A 17,674-nucleotide genomic window follows, 5' to 3' on the forward strand; every position below is an offset into this window, starting at 1 on the left:
AACGTATATAGTACAACATATTACTACTATCAATACAACTTTAAAATATTTCTTTTTTAATAAAAAAACATCTATAAATCTAATAATAATTAGTTTTTAAAAAAGAGGTAGAAATCGTTATAATTGATTACTTTTGCCAGTATATTAATAATTTAAACACAAACAAACATTTTCTAAAATGGGACACTCTTCTTATGATCAGCAACTTGCATCATTTAATGAAATGAGCAAGAAGGTTGTAGAATTCATTAAAATTGTTTCTGATTTATGGTATGACCAATCTGTTGAATTGGTAATTTTCCGTAATCAATTAGTTGATAAAAACGTTAGCGATATTGTAAACTTACACCAATATGCTGAAGAATTTGTTGAAAAAAGAATTTCTATTGATGATACTTTAGCAATAGCAAAAGCTATTTTTCAAGCGAACTTACCTGCTTCAAGACTTGATGTTGGAAAGTTAGCAAAAGAATACACTTCAGGAAATTATGCTTCAGCAGAAGTTTTTGTTGAAGAAAAATTAGGAGGAAGTAGAAATATTAAGAGTGTTGAGCCAAAAGACGTTGTTTTATATGGATTTGGTAGAATTGGACGTTTATTAGCTCGTGAATTAGCTTCTCAAACAGGAAAAGGACAACAATTGAGATTACGTGCGGTTGTTACTCGAGATAAAAATGATCCTATATTATTAGAAAAACGTGCTTCATTATTACGTCATGATTCTGTTCATGGTGATTTTGACGGAAATGTTATTGCTGATCATGAAAATAATGCATTGATAGTAAATGGCGTAACAATACATATGATTTCTGCAGCTCAACCAGAAGATATAGATTACACTACTTACGGAATTAACAATGCTTTAGTCATTGATAATACAGGAGTTTTTAAAGATGAAGAAGCATTATCTCGTCATTTAAAATCTAAAGGAGCTGATAAAGTATTATTAACAGCACCAGGAAAAGGTGTTCCAAATATTGTATATGGAGTTAATCATGAAGAATATACTCCAGAAAATGTAAACATTTTCTCTGCTGCGTCTTGTACAACAAATGCAATTACTCCAATTTTAAAAGTTGTTGAAGATAATTTAGGAGTTGTAAAAGGTCACTTAGAAACTATTCATGCATATACAAATGACCAAAACTTGGTTGATAATATGCACAAAAAATACCGTCGTGGACGTGCAGCTGCTTTAAATATGGTAATTACTGAAACAGGTGCTGGAAGTGCTGTTGCAAAAGCTTTACCAAGCTTAGCAGGTAAATTAACTTCTAATGCCATTCGTGTCCCTGTTCCTAATGGTTCTTTAGTTGTTTTAAACTTAGAAGTTGGAAAAGAGACTTCTGTAGAAGGCATTAATAATATTATGAAAAATGCAGCTTTAAACGGAGAATTAGTAGAGCAAATTAAATATTCTTTAAACAACGAATTAGTTTCTTCTGATATTGTAGGGACTTCTGCTCCATCTATTTTTGATAGTAATGCGACTATTGTTTCTGCAGATGGTAAAAATGTTGTCATGTACGTATGGTACGATAATGAATATGGATATAGTCATCAAGTAATGCGTTTAGCAAAACATATTGCTGGTGTTAGAAGATATACATACTATTAATAGTATTTTTTCCCTTTATTTAAAATTAATCCACTAACTTTTTAGCTAGTGGATTTTTTTATAACATATTCGTTTAAAAACAGGTATATAAATTATATATATTACATTTGTTAATGTTATATTAATGCTAGTTTTAAAAATTAACATTATTTTTGAAGAACTAAAAAAACATTTTATTTATGAAGAAATTTTACTTTAAATCATCCTTATTAACATTATTGTTATCAGGATTTGCTTTTGGGCAAGGTTCTGAAAACTTTGAAAATATTCCTACTAATACACCAAGTAGTTATGGTAACAGAGAATGGATAGGAAATGATAATGTAACTTGGACAGCAACTAGTGCACGTACAGATCAAACTATTAATGGAAAAGCTATTGCTACAAATGACAACGGAAGTGTTAAATCTCCATTATACGCAGGAGGTATTGGAACATTGAAATTTAACTATTCTAGAGCCTTTACAGGAACTAAAAACAGAACTATTGATGTTTATGTAAATAATGCAAAAATAGGTAGTACAATTATTGTTGATCCTAATTCTAATAATATCGCAGAATATAATAATGAAATCAATATAGAAGGTGATGTTTTTATAGAATTAAGAACTAGTGGTACCCAAATTAAAATAGATGATATTTCTTGGACTGGATATAAGAAAGTAACGAATCAGCCTCCTGTTGTTTCTTCTAAAACAATAACAGGTACATATGGTGTGTTATTAACTGATGGTAATATTACAGCAACTAATAATCCTACATCTTGGACTCAAACAGGAATTTTACCTACAGGAATTTCTTTTGATAAAGGTGTATTTTCTGGAACTCCAACACAGGCAGGTAGCTTTATAGCACAAGTTACTGCTACTAATGATTACGGTACTTCTGATGCAGCAAATGTAACATTTGAAATAGCTAAAGCTAACCAAACCGTAAATTATACATTTGAGGATTTAACTCAAAACCGAGGAACTACTTTTTCTAGTTTACCAGCTCAAACAGATCAAGGGCAAAATATAGTTTATACATCTGCAGATAGTTCTATTGTTTCTGCAAATGGAAATACATTATCTTTTGATGGTATTGGTTCTACTACAATTACAGCTACATCAATTGGAGTAAATAATTTTAATGAGTATACAACGACTTTTAATGTAAAATCAAATGATCCTAATGCTACTTATTGTTTTGAAGAAACATTTGATGGACTAGAAGGTAATAATACAGATGGAAATGGATCTGCTAAGCTTTGGAATGGGAATGATAATTTTGTTTCGACTATTCAAGCCTATCAAGCAGGAGATGCTGTGAAGTTAGGTACAAGTAAATTAAATGGTTCAATTACGTCAAAAGCGTTAGATCAGATATCAGGTAATGTTACTGTAAGTTTTGATGTAAAAGGATGGTCTTCCGTAGAAGGTAGTATGAATATTACATTGGGTTCAGAAACTAAAAATGTTATTTATACAGCTAAAATGGCTGATGCTTTTGAGAATGTAACTGTAAGTTTTGAAAATGTTGCAGCAGGTTCTACTTTAAAATTAGAAACATCAGCAAAAAGAGCATTTATTGATAATGTAAGAATCCAATGTTCTTCTAGTAATAATTCTACAACTTGGGACGGAACAGCATGGTCTAACGGAACGCCGGATCTTACAAAAGATGTTATCATAAAAGGTGAAGCTACAATTGACACACAACTTGAAGCTAAGACGCTTACAGTTTCAGACGCTGGTGGTTCAGTTATTGTAAAATCAGGAGGTAATTTAATAGTTGATGGAAAAATAGATAACCAAGCTGGTTTAACTGGATTAATTGTTGAAAATGGAGCTAATTTAATTCAAAATCAAAATGTAGCTAATTCAGGTGCAATTACAATTAATCGTGATAGTAAATCAATGGTTCGTAATGATATGACATTTTGGTCTTCTCCAGTTCAACAAGAAACATGGCAACAAACAATACGTTCTTTCTCGCCAGAAACATTGTATAATCGTTTTTGGACATATAATGAAACTTCAGATGAGTTTAATCAAATCTTAACTTCAGATGCAGATTCTAAATTATTCGAAGCAGGTAAAGGTATTTCAATCCGTGTTAAAAATACTTTACCAACTGGACAGACTACAATTCATAACGGTTCATTCTTAGGTGTTCCATTTAATGGAGATGTAGCAGTTCCTGTTCAGTTCACAGCAAACGGATACAACCTTGTTGGTAATCCTTATGCATCAAATATTAATGTAGAGAAATTCTTAGCAGAGAATACAAATGTAAATTCATTATACTTCTGGACTCATCAGTTTCCAGTTGGTTCTTCTGAATACGCAAACAATTATGCTGCATTTAATGTTGTAGGAAGTGTTATTCCTGGATTAACTAATATTTCTGTTGGACAAGGATTTATCGTTGGACTTTCTCAAGCTACACCAACTGTCAACTTTAATAACACAATGAGAACAGCACAAGATGCATCGTTCTATAAAAATACAATTGCTGAGAAAAATAGAATTTGGTTAAGTTTATCAAAAGAAAATAAAACAATCAGTCAAATTTTATTAGCTTATATGGATGGAGCAACAAATGATGTTGACAATCAAATTGATGCTAAAGTTATGCAAAGAGGTTCATCTGCAATCTATTCATTAATTAATAATGAAGCATACGCAATCCAAGGTCGTAGTTTACCTTTTAAAACTGACGATGTCGTAAAATTAGGTTTCGAAGCTTTAGAACAAGGAAATTATACAATCAATATTGAACAAGTAGATGGTCTATTTGAGAATGATCAAATTATTTATTTAAGAGATAAAGAATTAAATAAAATCATTAATTTATCAGAGTCTGCTTATTCTTTTGCTTCTAATCTAGGAATATTCAACAATCGTTTTGAACTTGTTTATGTAGAGAAAACATTAGCTACAGATAATTTATCTAAAAATGATGTTGTAATATATAATGCTAATAATACTATTGTAATTGATGCAAAACAAAATAAAATTGTTGCAATAGAATTGTATGATATTCAAGGAAGAAAAGTTTTTGGTAAAGAAAATATTAATGCTAGTTCTTATAAAGTTCAATCTTCTGCAAAAGGAGTTTTAGTAATAAAAGTTCTTACTGAAGACGGGAAAGTGAAGACTCAAAAAATTGTAAATAAATAATTTAACATGAAAAATATAAAACAAATCTTATTAATAGCAGGCGCTTTATTTTGTACAGCAACTGTATCTGCTCAAAAAGATAAAACATCTTTCTTCAACTCAAAAAGTTCAGCTTTACCAGGACATGACGGTGGAGGAACAAATGAGCCAGATCCAGAACCAAATGCTCCGATCGACGATTATTTACCTTTATTGGTAGTTGGAGCAGGATTAGTTGCTTTACGTTTCAGAAAGCAATTACTTAAAAAGTAAATCATAAATTCATTTTAAATAAAAAAGCTTCTCAAAATTGAGAAGCTTTTTTTATTATTTTATCTGTTCCAAACTATCAGCAATCGCTTTATACAATATTTCTCCCATTGTAGAGCATTCTTCGTACGATTTATCTCTATAAAACTTTGTAAAACCTTTTTTCAATAAAACTATATTCTCTTCTTTGGAAATAGTATCATTCTTCATAATTTTCATTAAATCACGAAAACGCTTCGAACTATTTGATATTCTTTTTGAAATCAATGACTTAACTTCTTTACGATATTGATCAATTGAATTTGATTTTAATCTATTCATTACTAAATCAACCATAATCTTATTTTCCTTGAAATATTGTGGACGATAAATCTTTAAATTACCTTCATAGCATTGTTGATCAAAATCTATTGGTCGAATTCTATAAATCACCTGATCAAAATCGTGAATAGGAATTACAACATAATTATACGATCGCATATCTCCCAAAAGTCCTATAAAACAACGCTCATTGAATTTTACAAATTCTTTTGCAATCTGATTTTTTTCTAAATCGTTACATTTATCCAAATAATTTTTGATAAAAACATCTCCTGGAATTCCCAAAATATGCTCTTCTATTAATGTATTTTTATATACCAAGAAATTAATACGATGAGGAGATAAAATATCTTCTAGTTCTAAACCATAAATACGCGACGCATCTGCTTGTTTAATATAAAAATTAGTATAATTATCATTCAAAATATTTCGAACACGAATTCTAAAAGGTTTCGAATTCCCGAACGTACAATAATCTATAGAATCAACAACAAGATAAGGTAAAGATTCTTCATCTCCGTCAGAATGTAAATAGGTGTAAATTCTATTCAAACTGTCTTGAATTTCTTGATGTTCAGAATCCGTATAATAAACACCTAGCCAATGTGTATCATTTCCTTCTTTATCCTCTAAAGTAACACAGCCCGAAAAACGCATTAAATCATCATATTCAATACTTGCTTTTGTTTTACGATGATATTTCTCTAAATAATGATTCAATTCATCACTCACAGGATAAATAGGTTTCTTAAATTCTATTTTTACATCTCTCATTTCTCAATCATTATACGTTACGAAGATAGCCTTAAATTTATTTTTTAAAATTGTTTATTGGATTAATATTTGCTAAATTCAATCAGAATCTAAATTTTTATAAAATGAATATTCAGGTCAGAAATTTGACACTTGAAGATTATAGTGATTTAACAGAATCTACAAAAGAAGCTTATCACAATCAACTCGGAACATGGACCGTTGATGAAATTAAAGAACTATTAGCTATTTTTCCACAAGGACAGCTTTGTGTAGAAGTTGATGGAAAAGTAGTTGCTTCTGCATTAAGTATCATTGTAAATTCTAAAAAAACGAATATAGAATCTAATTATGATACAATTACTTCTAATGGTAAATTTTTGAAACATGATCCTGAAGGTGATGTAATGTATGGAATTGAAGTTTTTGTACATCCTAATTATCGACAATTGCGCTTAGGTAGACGTTTGTATGATGAACGAAAAGCTCTTTGCGAAGAAATGAATCTTAAATCTATTGTTGCAGGAGGAAGAATTCCTAATTATTATAAATATTCAAAAGAATTATCTCCTCGTCAATATATTGAAAAAGTTAAAAGTAAAGAAATTTATGATTCTACTTTAGCTTTTCAAATTTCGAATGATTTTAACGTAAAAAAAATTCTGAAAAATTATTTGAAGGATGATAAAGAGTCATTAGAATATGCCACTTTATTAGAATGGAATAATATTTATTATGAACCTGAATTAAAATCTAATTCGCCTACAAAACGTACAATTCGTCTTGGATTGGTACAATGGCAAATGCGATTATTTAATGGTTTACAAGATTTTTATGATCAAATAGAATTCTTTGTAAATGCTGTAAGTGATTATGGTTCTGATTTTATTATGTTCCCAGAATTTTTCAATACTCCGTTAATGAGTCCTTATAATCATTTGAAAGAGATTGAAGCAATGCATCAATTAGCTACAATGACAGATGATATTGTAAAGAAAATACAAGAATTTGCTATTACTTACAATGTTAATATTATTTCTGGATCTATGCCTCATCTGAAAGATGGAAAATTATATAATACTTCTTTTTTATGTCATCGTTCAGGAAAATTAGACTCTTATAGTAAAATTCATATTACGCCAAACGAATTTAAATATTACGCATTAAACGGAGGTGATGAAATAAGAGTTTTTGATACTGATTGTGGGAAAGTAGGTTTGTTAATTTGTTATGATGTTGAATTTCCAGAGTTAAGTAGAATATTAGCAGATCAAGGAATGGAAATATTGTTTGTTCCTTTTATGACAGATACACAGAATGGTTATACTCGTGTAAGAAGTTGTGCGCAAGCTCGTGCTATAGAAAACGAATGTTATGTTGCAATTGCTGGATCTGTAGGTAATTTACCTCGTGTTAATAATATGGATATACAATATTCACAATCTGCAGTTTTCACTCCTTCTGATTTTTCTTTTCCTAACAATGGAGTAAAAGCAGAAGCTACACCAAATGCAGAAATGGTTTTGGTTGCTGATGTAGATTTATATCTTTTAAAAGAATTACACGAATATGGAACTGTAAAAACGATGAAAGATAGACGTAAAGATTTATATGAAGTAAAATTATTTAAATGATAAATTAAATAGAATAAAAAAAGCCACTCTTTTTAAAAGTGGCTTTTTTATTAAAATATAATTATTTTGATTTCTTACGACGTTCTAATTCTTTTTCAATTAGCATCAACTCTCGTCCAGTCTGCCCTGCAACAGATGTGTTTTCTTGCGCACGACGAACTAAATAAGGCATAACTTCTTTAATTGGCCCATAAGGTAAATATTTTGCAATATTATAACCTAAATGCCCTAAATTAAAAGAAATATTATCACTCATTCCATATAATTGACCAAACCAGAAATTAGGATCATTTTTTTCAATTCCATTTTCGTTCATTAATTTAATCAATAACTCACAACTCTTTTCATTATGCGTTCCTGCAAATAGACCAAAACGTTCTTTATGTGAAGTAATAAACTCTAATGCTAAATTATAATCTCTATCTGAAGATTCTTTATTTGGTTGAATTGGAGACGGGTATCCTTCTGCTTGAGCACGTTCACGTTCTTTTTCCATGTATGCTCCACGTACAATTTTAAAACCTAAATAATAACCTCCGCGTTCTGCTTTTGCATACATTTCTTTCAAATAAGCCAAACGATCATGACGATACATTTGCAACGTATTCCAAACTAACGCACGTTTTGTATTATATTTCATCATCATTTCATCTGTCAAATCATCAGCAGAATCTTGCATCCAAGTATCTTCTGCATCAATCATGATATTTACATCTAAATCATATCCTTTTTGACAAACAGCCTCGAAACGTTGACGAATATTTATCCAAGATTTCTCTTCTTCAGCTGACAAAGTTTGTTTTTTTCCAACTTTTTCAAATAATTCAATTCGTCCAAAAGCTGTTGGTTTAAAAACTACAAAAGGAATTGATGAATTTGATTTTGCTAAATCAACAAGATGTAGCATAACATCGCGAACTTCATCAAATTGTTTTTCTTCTGTCAAGCCTTCAATAGAATAATCTAAAATTGAACTTACATGATATTTAAACAATTCTTTTGCTACAACAACTGCCTGCTCTGCAGTTTCTCCTCCTACAAACTGCTTATAGATCGTTTCTCGGATTGCAGGTTTTACAAATGGTAAATCTACTGCAAATGGTAATTTGAAAAACTTCGTTCCAAAATTTGTTAACACGGGACTTCCGATTAACTTATATAAATAATAGGCTTTCTTTAAATCTTTATCTGATTTTGATTCAAAAGCAAATTGTGTATTGTCGAATAATGACATGTGAGTAATTATTTTTTGTGTTATAAAACATTTACAAATTTATAATTAAAACCTAATTAAACTAAAAAAACCTACAAGAATTTCTTGTAGGTTTTGATATATTTTAATGAATTCAAATAGTTTCCTATTATTATCCTTTTTTAGCATATTTGCTTCTAAATTTATCAATACGTCCTGCAGTATCAACCAATTTAGATTTACCTGTATAGAAAGGGTGAGATGTAGAAGAAATCTCCATTTTGATTAATGGATACTCTACTCCGTCAACAACCAATGTATCTTTAGTATCTGCACAAGATTTTGTGATAAATACTTCTTCATTAGACATATCTTTAAACGCTACTAAACGGTAATTTGTTGGGTGGATATCTTTTTTCATTTTTTTAATCTTCTTTGTTAACTTTATTTGGAGTGCAAAGATAATACTATTTTGAAAATGTTCAAATCAATTTTATTGAAAAAACATTAAAACAATACGTTAAGCTAATTTAATTTCGAGTGTAATGGACTTCTTAAAATTAAATTAACACTTCTTAAACACATTCTTTCGTTGTGCAAATATAAACATTTTAGTAATTTGTACAAATATTTTATTAGAATCTCTTTATGAAATTCTAATTTTTATCTTTGTTTTATAAACAATAAATCCCTGTATTTGCTGTTTACCTATTATCAATGAATCTTAATTCTATGAATATAAAAACATTTATCGCTACACTTGGTATCGCTTCTTTGATTGGATTTCAATCTTGTCGTGATGATTTTGACTATGATCCTATTAGTTCTGAATTACGCTATAGTAAAGATACCGTTTCCGTAGATACTGTATATAATTTTTCAAAATCAGAAACATACCTCTTAAAAATTTATAATCCTGAAAATGATGATCGTGTTATTCCAAAGATTTATTTAACACGTGGAGATAAATCTTATTTCAATATTAATGTTGATGGAAAAGCAGGAACAACTTTTGAAAATGTACCAATTAGAAAAAAAGATAGTTTATTTATTTTTGTAGAAGTAAATGCAAAAGAAGCCCCTCTTAATCCTCTTTATGATGATGAGATTAATTTTGAAACGACTAATTCTTCTAAAAAAATCAAACTACTTTCTTGGATTGAAAAAGCTAAAATTCATCCAAAAGATGCGACAATTTCTACAGCAAATTGGAATGTTAATGAAGCTCAAGTTATTGATGGGAATTTAACTGTTACAAATGATTTAACAATTGATAAAGGTTCAAAAATTTATTTCAAAAAAGGAGCTACTTTAACAATAGGAAATAATGCTAAATTTACAGTAAATGGAGCTTTAAATGAAGAAGTTAAATTCCGTTCGGCTCGTCATGATAATAAATATGATTCGATTCCAGATCAATGGAATAAGATAGAACTATTACCAAATAGCACATCGAAAATCAATTATGCAAAAATTATTGGAGCTGACACTGGTTTACATGTAAATAATTCAAAATTAAACATTAGCAATACTAAAATTGTAAATAATCAATCATATGGAATTTTAGCTACAAATGCTACAATCATCGGTTATAATTTAGTTATGAATAATAGTAATTTAGCTACTTTGGCAATAGAATATGGTGGTTCATACGAATTCTATCATTCTACTTTTGCTAATTACTTCAATTTTTCGACAGCTGTTGGACCAGCTTATTCACTTTTTTTAAGTAACGAAAACAATGACAAAAATGTTTCTGCTTTAACAAAAGCTACATTCGGAAATTGTATTTTTTATAATGAACGTACACCAAATGCTATTTTATTGGATAAAAAAGATGGTGCTGCTTTTAATTATTTATTTGACACTAATATTATTCATAATGCAGATACTTCAACATTAAATGTAACAACAGCTCCAAATTTCTTGGCAAGTATTACATTAGATCCAATGTTTGAAAATACAAATTATTATGCGAATAAATTGTCTCTAAAAAATGAATCGCCTGCAAAAGGAAAAGGGAAACTAGATTTTGCACAACAATTTCCATTTGATTACAATGGACAACCACGAGGAACAACTCCTACAATTGGAGCATTTCAATAAAATAAATAAAAGCGCTAAAAATTAATTTTAGCGCTTTTATTTATAAATCTTATTCAATTCTATTTAGTAAAATATTAATTTTTCCTCTATAATTTTCTTCAGAATTAAACTTCAAATAATAATCTCCAGCTTTGTCAAAATCTATAATTTCTATTCTATTCTTATGACGATTTCCGTTTGATTTTAAGCTAAAAAATTCTTTTTTATCCTTATCAACAATTGAAGCTTCTATCGCGCTATTACTATTTTTAACGCTCAATTCAAAACGAACTTTCATCGGCTCTTTAACTGTTATTACATAATAAAAACCTCCCGAAGAATTCTCTATTTTAATTTTCAATTCATTTCTTCCTACGTATTGTTTTTTTGTAGCAATTTTAGAATTTTTATTCATTCTCATATTCGAAATACTCAAACCAGAAATTGAAGACTTTTCATAACTCTGATTATTATATTTCTGATAATAAGGATCTTTATTTATATCAATTGTCACACAAGATTGCGCCAACATCACCGCAAAACATAATAAAATAAATTTTCTCATATTCGTATCTTTTTTATAAAGATGCATATTTTACAAAAAAGTTACAATAAAGGTTAAATTCTATTACTTTTTTCTCTTACCAATACACCTACAACACCTAAAATAACAACCTCATCGCTTTCATTAATTTGTACACAATTTTTATAATTTTCATTAAGAGCTATTAATTTATTATTCACTTTATCAAAACGTTTCAAGGTATAATCATCATTGTTTACCGAAACTATAATATCATCATTATGTAATGGAATTAAATCTGTTCGAATCACCAAAATATCATTTTTTTGATAAACAGGATACATTGATTCACCGCCAACTATAATTAAAAAAGTAGATTCAGGATGTGTTAAATATCGTTCATCCAAACTTATTTTATCATCCACAAAATCTTCTGCTGGCGAAGGAAAACCTGCATTTACATAACCAAAATTCGGAATGTAATATTTAGCTTTATCAGTATCTACTGCAAAAACATTTAGCTCTTTATCTATTATTTTTATTTCTCGATTCATTCTTATTATTTTAATAAACTACTAACAAATCTTTCCATTTTGTCGTATAACAAGGTGATAATTTATTCTGACGCATTTTCCATGTTTTATTCAAATCTTGAGAAGCTAATTTTATTTTTGCCCCTCCAAATTTTTTATTTATCAAATCAATGGTTTTCATTAAATTAGGATGATGACAATTTTCTTCTTCAAAAAGTGACAATTGTTTTTGATTAGAAGAAATGATTCCCGAAACTATTACTCCTGCCTTCTTATATTCATACCCCTCTTTATAAATCTGCTCAAAAGCTCTTATTGCAAATTTAGATAGTGTGATACTAGAGTTTGATTCGTAAGGTAAATGAAACGATATTGTGCGATAATATTGTGGTTTACTTTTATCAAAATTATTGGTTTGAATAAATACTGTAATCAAATTACAAGAAGAGTTTTGTTTACGAAGTTTTTCTGCACATGAAACTGCAAAAGTTGAAACTCGCTCTTTTACATACTCAAAATTGCTAGTATACTCTTCAAAACTTCGAGTTGTAGCAATACTTTTTTTCTCTGAAGTAATATTTAAATCCAATACAGATTCTCCTAGTAAATCCTTTTTTAATCTTAGACCTATAATTGAAAATTCTTTCCGTATAAATTCATCTTTCAATTGAACAAAATCCAACGCTTTATTAACATCCATCAACTTCAGACGCCGAGACATTCTCCGACCAATTCCCCAAACATCTTCTATATTTAACCATTTTAAAGCTTTATGAATTTGTTCTTGCGTTTTAATAACATAGACACCCTGATGAACTTCAGGAAATTTTTTCGCTATATGGTTTGCTAATTTTGCTAATGATTTTGTTGGCGCAATACCTACACAAACAGGTAATTTTGTAAACTGATAAATTTTAGATTTTATTTCTTTTCCATAATTTTTCAAATCAAAATGATCAAATCCAGTTAGTTTTAAAAAACATTCATCTATCGAGTAAATTTCTTGTTCAGGTGAATACAGTGACAAAATCGACATGACGCGATTGCTCATATCAGCATATAATTGATAATTTGACGAAAAAACTTCAATCTTTTTTTGTTCAAAAACTTGTTGAAATTGATGAGCAGGTGCACACATTGGAATTCCTGCTAACTTTGCCTCTTCCGAACGCGAGATCACACAACCATCATTATTAGATAATACTACAATTGGTTGATGAATAAGCTTCGGTTGAAAAACACGATGACAACTGGCATAAAAATTATTACAATCTATCAATGCAAACATATTGCAAAATTGAGAAGATAAAACGCCACATTGTGTCATCGAAAATGTTAATTTATTTCCAAATTACAAAACCACGCAAATTTGAGTGGTTCTAGCATTATTTCATTTTATACTTTTTATGTAAATCTTTAATTACAACATTTGGTTCATAAACAGTTTGATATTTCAAAGGTTTATTATTTTTAAAATATTGTACTTTCAACCAAGTATCGTTACTATCTAATTTCGTATAACTATTACTTTTTTCTAAAATTTTATCATTTACTGTACTCAAAACAGTAAAATAATCAAAATTATTTCGTTGGCCAATTTCAGCAGCTCTTAATAAAGCATAATCAAATGTTTTATTTTTTTTATTATACTCATTCCCATCAAAAGTTACGATATAAGTATTGCTATTTACTTTTTCTTCTCTATAACCTCCACTCCCATTATCTTTCTGATATGCAATAGATTTACTATTATTACAACTTGCTAAAATCAAAACAAAAACTCCAGCAAATAAAATTTGAATTGCTTTTTTCATATTAATACAATTTGATTTGTCAACATAAACAAAAGTTATTCCTTTTATGATATTTTTTAAGTTTTCTAAACATTATCTTAATTTTTTTTCCTGAAAATTTTATAAATAAAATTAACTTTTTTTTATAGCATTAAAAATCAGAATAGTTACCTTACTATTGATTTAAATCAATTAACATTACATTAACTAATACATTCTAATAAAAATCATTTAAGTTTTAATACTTTATCTGATAAACTCGACTATTTTTGTAACATCAATTATAAGTAATGAGTAAATTAGAGAAATATTTATTTTCTACCAGAACTATGACGGTTTTGCTTTTCATATATGCAATCGCCATGGGGTATGCCACTTTCATTGAAAATGATTATGATACAGCTACTGCAAAAGCTGTTATTTATGAAGCAAAGTGGTTTGAGGTTTTAATGGTTTGGTTAATCGTTTTATTCTTAATGAATATTAAACGATACAAATTATGGTCGAAGGGAAAACTTCCTTTATTAGTTTTTCACTTAGCATTTTTGTTTATTTTTATTGGAGGAGGAATTACTCGTTACATCAGTTTTGAAGGAGAAATGCCTATTCCCGAAGGAGGAACAAGTAACGAAATTACATCATACAAATCTTATTTTAAAATGATGGTTGATGATGGTACACAACGCTTAGCGTATGATAATCATCAATACAACATGACGTATTTTGATAGAAAAGATAGTACAAATGCTTTATTTCGTAGACATTTTGAAGGAGAATATCAATTTAAAGATAAAGTTATCAAATTAAAAACATTTGATTACGTTCCTCACGCTTTAGATACGATTGTAAGACGTGCTGATGGAATAAATGTTTTAGAAATTGTAACTGTTGGACAAGGAGGACGTAATTCTGTATTCATCAGAAATGGTGAAATAAAAAGTATTAATGGAACTCTTGTTTCTTACAATAGGCCACAAGATGGTGCTGTACAGATTACAGGTGAAGGAGAAAACTTAGTTATAAAATCACCTTTTGAAGGAGAATACGTACAAATGGCTGGTCAACAAATTGGACAAATTACAGATATGCAAAAACTGCAAGAAGGTGCTGGAAAAGTTCAATTTAATGTACCTACTCCATTAAAATTGCGTTCATTATATACAATCAATGGTGCTCAATTTGTAGTCCCTAACCCTGCTTTTAAAGGAGAAGTTTTATATAGACAAGGTTCTAAATTTAAAGCCGAAGAAAAAAATCTTCCTGGAGCAATTAAAGCCGAAGTTATTGTTGGAGACAAACGCGATACTGTAACTATAGTTGGAGGAAAAGGAACAACAAATTATACTGCTGATGTACAAATCGATGGAATGAATATCTCGTTAGGATATGGATCTAAAATGGAAAAAGTACCATTTAGTATCCGTTTGGACGATTTCATTTTAGATCGTTATCCAGGTTCTACAAATCCTTCTTCTTTCGAATCTAATATTACAGTTATTGATGAAGGAAAAGAAACAAAACATCATATTTATATGAACAATGTAATGGATTACAAAGGTTATCGTTTCTTTCAATCTAGTTATTTCCCTACTGAGGATGGAACTATTTTATCAGTTAATCAAGACTGGTGGGGAACTAATATCACTTATTTAGGTTACTTCTTATTATTTGGAGGTATGTTTGTTTCTCTATTTTGGAAAGGAACTCGTTTCTTACAATTAAACTCGTTACTAAAAAGTTTACACACTAAAAAAGTAAATATTTTAATACCATTATTTTTACTTTCTGGATTAACATTTGCACAAAACCCAAGTACAACAGGTGGCGGAAAAAATGGACATCAAAAAATTCAAACTGATTCAGAAAGCGGTAATGTTCATTCATCAGAACATATCGGAAGCTTTTCTACGAAAATGGCCGATGGAGATGAATTAGCAAAAAATGTGAAAATTCCCGATGAACATGCAGAAAAATTTGGTCATTTACTTACACAAGATATTGAAGGACGTATAAAACCTTTAAATACTCAAGCACTAGAAATCCTTAGAAAAGTTTATAAAAAAGATAAATTTCACGGACTATCTGCAGACAAGTGGTTTATCTCTTTGCAATTAGATCCAGCTTATTGGGTAAATGCTCCTATGATTGAAGTTGGTGAAAAAGGAGGAGAACGATTGGCTAAAATAACAAGTGCAAATGAGGATGGTTACACATCTTTAATGAATTTGATTGATCCCAAAACAACACGTTTTAAATTAGATAAAGCTTATAATGAAGCTTTCTCAAGAAAACCTTCTGAACGTTCTAAATTTGATGAAGAAGTAATAAAAGTTACGGAGCGTTTCAATATTTTAGATCAAACAGCAAAAGGTTATCAATTAAAAATAATACCTGTTCAGAATGATCCTTCTGAACGTTGGACATCTTGGATTTATCAAACACAAGAGAATCCTGTAGAAATCGATACAATGGCACTTGGTATGATAAGTGTTTATTTCAATATGGTTTCGAAAGGAATAGAAAATGGAGATTGGACGCCTGCTGATAATGCGGTAGATTATATCGACAAATACCAAAAAAAATGGGGTAAAAATGTTGTGCCTTCTCCAACAAAAGTTGAGATTGAAGTTTTATATAACAAATACAATGTTTTCTTCTGGGTAATGATTGCTTATTGTATGATTGGTGGAATTTTAATGATCTTATCATTCATTCAATTATTCTCAGAAAGTAAAGTTCTTCATCGAATTATCAATGTTTGTTTAGGATTAATATTTATAATTTTTATTATACAAGCAGCAGGTCTTGGAGTTCGCTGGTATTTAACAGGGCACGCACCTTGGTCAAACGGATATGAAGCAATTGTATTTATTTCGTGGATCAGTGTTTTAGCTGGACTATTATTATACAAAAACAGAAATGCTTTTATTCCAACAACTGGTGCAATGGTTGCTGTAATTATGATGGGGTTCGCACACGGAGGTTCTATGTTAGATCCACAAATTACACCTCTTGTACCTGTACTAAAATCTTATTGGTTAATTGTACATGTTGCCATTATTGTCTCGTCTTATGGTTTCTTTGGTTTAAGTGCTGTTTTAGGATTTTTCTCATTAATTATCATGATTATTAAACCTAATAAAAAGATTGAAATTTCTTTAAAAGAAATGACCTACGTTTCTGAGATGTCTTTAACAATTGGTATTTACTTACTTACCGTCGGAACATTTTTAGGAGGTATGTGGGCAAATGAATCTTGGGGACGCTATTGGTCTTGGGATCCAAAAGAAACTTGGGCTTTCGTTTCTGTTATTATTTATGCTGTTGTTTTGCATATGCGTTTAGTTCCAGGTTTAAGAGGGAAATTTGCTTTCAATGTAGCTGCTCTATGGGCTGTATGGTCTATAATCATGACATATTTCGGAGTAAATTATTACTTATCTGGATTACATTCATATGCTGCAGGAGATCCTATTCCAATTCCTTTCTGGGTTCCTGCAACAGCAGTCGGAATGTTAGTTTTATCTATAGCTGCTTGGTATTTTCAAAACAAAGTTTATCATATAAAAACTAAAGAATAACCTTTAAAAAAGGTATAAAAAAAGCTCATCTTTCGATGAGCTTTTTTTTATATAATTCATTATTAAAGATTTGATGTACATCTTAAATACTAGCGATAACTTCCTTTTCAGGAAAAGAGAATCTTATACAAAATACAATAGTTATAATACTTTTTTAATCTATGTTAGATATATAAAAAAAGGCAATCCAAAAACTCGGATTACCTTTTCAATTTGAAAAATATTTAA

The 17,674-nt window shown here is 29.4% G+C and carries 13 protein-coding genes; 6 read left to right on the top strand and 7 right to left on the bottom strand.

Annotated features, from left to right (window positions below):
• The first annotated feature begins 178 nt into the window (after window positions 1-178).
• The 3 genes from E4J94_RS15520 to E4J94_RS15530 all read left to right on the top strand — a co-directional run bounded on the left by E4J94_RS15520 (window position 179) and on the right by E4J94_RS15530 (window position 5,034).
• Window positions 179-1,618 (top strand): glyceraldehyde-3-phosphate dehydrogenase, encoded by a 1,440-nt coding sequence (locus E4J94_RS15520; protein WP_135836701.1) that lies wholly within the window; start codon window positions 179-181, stop codon window positions 1,616-1,618.
• Window positions 1,619-1,797: 179 nt separating this feature from the next.
• Window positions 1,798-4,782, top strand: a complete 2,985-nt coding sequence (locus tag E4J94_RS15525; protein WP_135836702.1) for a T9SS type A sorting domain-containing protein — start codon at window positions 1,798-1,800, stop codon at window positions 4,780-4,782.
• 6 nt (window positions 4,783-4,788) lie between these two features.
• The gene (locus E4J94_RS15530) at window positions 4,789-5,034 is read left to right on the top strand and encodes a hypothetical protein (protein WP_135836703.1); all 246 of its coding nucleotides are present in this window, start codon (window positions 4,789-4,791) and stop codon (window positions 5,032-5,034) included.
• Between the two features lie 54 nt (window positions 5,035-5,088).
• Here E4J94_RS15530 and E4J94_RS15535 read toward each other — a convergent pair whose 3' ends face one another.
• On the bottom strand, window positions 5,089-6,126 hold the full coding sequence (locus E4J94_RS15535; protein ID WP_135836704.1) for a hypothetical protein: 1,038 nt from the start codon (window positions 6,124-6,126) through the stop codon (window positions 5,089-5,091).
• 104 nt (window positions 6,127-6,230) lie between these two features.
• On the opposite strand from E4J94_RS15535, the gene E4J94_RS15540 reads away from it, so the two are divergent.
• The gene (locus E4J94_RS15540; RefSeq protein WP_135836705.1) at window positions 6,231-7,739 is read left to right on the top strand and encodes a carbon-nitrogen hydrolase family protein; all 1,509 of its coding nucleotides are present in this window, start codon (window positions 6,231-6,233) and stop codon (window positions 7,737-7,739) included.
• Window positions 7,740-7,800: 61 nt separating this feature from the next.
• On the opposite strand, the gene E4J94_RS15545 is transcribed toward E4J94_RS15540, so the two are convergent.
• Both E4J94_RS15545 and E4J94_RS15550 read right to left on the bottom strand, forming a co-directional pair.
• Window positions 7,801-8,973, bottom strand: coding sequence for a proline dehydrogenase family protein (locus E4J94_RS15545; RefSeq protein ID WP_135836706.1), 1,173 nt, complete (start codon window positions 8,971-8,973; stop codon window positions 7,801-7,803).
• 130 nt (window positions 8,974-9,103) lie between these two features.
• Window positions 9,104-9,352, bottom strand: coding sequence for a type B 50S ribosomal protein L31 (locus E4J94_RS15550; protein WP_135836707.1), 249 nt, complete (start codon window positions 9,350-9,352; stop codon window positions 9,104-9,106).
• 311 nt (window positions 9,353-9,663) lie between these two features.
• On the opposite strand from E4J94_RS15550, the gene E4J94_RS15555 reads away from it, so the two are divergent.
• Window positions 9,664-11,037: a hypothetical protein gene (locus E4J94_RS15555; protein ID WP_135836708.1), complete on the top strand. Its 1,374-nt coding sequence runs from the start codon at window positions 9,664-9,666 to the stop codon at window positions 11,035-11,037.
• A gap of 49 nt (window positions 11,038-11,086) precedes the next feature.
• Here the strand turns inward: E4J94_RS15555 and E4J94_RS15560 are convergent, their stop codons facing one another.
• From E4J94_RS15560 to E4J94_RS15575, 4 genes are all read right to left on the bottom strand, one after another.
• Window positions 11,087-11,581: a hypothetical protein gene (locus E4J94_RS15560; protein WP_135836709.1), complete on the bottom strand. Its 495-nt coding sequence runs from the start codon at window positions 11,579-11,581 to the stop codon at window positions 11,087-11,089.
• Between the two features lie 53 nt (window positions 11,582-11,634).
• Window positions 11,635-12,093: a LexA family protein gene (locus E4J94_RS15565; protein WP_135836710.1), complete on the bottom strand. Its 459-nt coding sequence runs from the start codon at window positions 12,091-12,093 to the stop codon at window positions 11,635-11,637.
• A 10-nt stretch (window positions 12,094-12,103) separates the two neighbouring features.
• Window positions 12,104-13,360 carry a Y-family DNA polymerase gene (locus tag E4J94_RS15570; RefSeq protein ID WP_135836711.1) on the bottom strand — a complete coding sequence of 419 codons (1,257 nt, stop codon included), beginning with the start codon at window positions 13,358-13,360 and terminating at the stop codon, window positions 12,104-12,106.
• Window positions 13,361-13,457: 97 nt separating this feature from the next.
• Window positions 13,458-13,886, bottom strand: coding sequence for a CC0125/CC1285 family lipoprotein (locus E4J94_RS15575; protein WP_135836712.1), 429 nt, complete (start codon window positions 13,884-13,886; stop codon window positions 13,458-13,460).
• A 269-nt stretch (window positions 13,887-14,155) separates the two neighbouring features.
• On the opposite strand from E4J94_RS15575, the gene ccsA reads away from it, so the two are divergent.
• Window positions 14,156-17,446, top strand: a complete 3,291-nt coding sequence (ccsA, locus tag E4J94_RS15580; protein WP_135836713.1) for a cytochrome c biogenesis protein — start codon at window positions 14,156-14,158, stop codon at window positions 17,444-17,446.
• Window positions 17,447-17,674 lie beyond the last annotated feature (228 nt).

Source organism: Empedobacter tilapiae, assembly GCF_004785645.1.
Classification (GTDB): Bacteria; Bacteroidota; Bacteroidia; order Flavobacteriales; family Weeksellaceae; genus Empedobacter; species Empedobacter tilapiae.

Coding starts and splice junctions, on each gene's coding strand:
- E4J94_RS15520 (WP_135836701.1), top strand. CDS start 179: ATGGGACACTCTTCTTATGATCAGCAACTTGCATCATTTAATGAAATG.
- E4J94_RS15525 (WP_135836702.1), top strand. CDS start 1,798: ATGAAGAAATTTTACTTTAAATCATCCTTATTAACATTATTGTTATCA.
- E4J94_RS15530 (WP_135836703.1), top strand. CDS start 4,789: ATGAAAAATATAAAACAAATCTTATTAATAGCAGGCGCTTTATTTTGT.
- E4J94_RS15535 (WP_135836704.1), bottom strand. CDS start 6,126: ATGAGAGATGTAAAAATAGAATTTAAGAAACCTATTTATCCTGTGAGT.
- E4J94_RS15540 (WP_135836705.1), top strand. CDS start 6,231: ATGAATATTCAGGTCAGAAATTTGACACTTGAAGATTATAGTGATTTA.
- E4J94_RS15545 (WP_135836706.1), bottom strand. CDS start 8,973: ATGTCATTATTCGACAATACACAATTTGCTTTTGAATCAAAATCAGAT.
- E4J94_RS15550 (WP_135836707.1), bottom strand. CDS start 9,352: ATGAAAAAAGATATCCACCCAACAAATTACCGTTTAGTAGCGTTTAAA.
- E4J94_RS15555 (WP_135836708.1), top strand. CDS start 9,664: ATGAATATAAAAACATTTATCGCTACACTTGGTATCGCTTCTTTGATT.
- E4J94_RS15560 (WP_135836709.1), bottom strand. CDS start 11,581: ATGAGAAAATTTATTTTATTATGTTTTGCGGTGATGTTGGCGCAATCT.
- E4J94_RS15565 (WP_135836710.1), bottom strand. CDS start 12,093: ATGAATCGAGAAATAAAAATAATAGATAAAGAGCTAAATGTTTTTGCA.
- E4J94_RS15570 (WP_135836711.1), bottom strand. CDS start 13,360: ATGTTTGCATTGATAGATTGTAATAATTTTTATGCCAGTTGTCATCGT.
- E4J94_RS15575 (WP_135836712.1), bottom strand. CDS start 13,886: ATGAAAAAAGCAATTCAAATTTTATTTGCTGGAGTTTTTGTTTTGATT.
- ccsA (WP_135836713.1), top strand. CDS start 14,156: ATGAGTAAATTAGAGAAATATTTATTTTCTACCAGAACTATGACGGTT.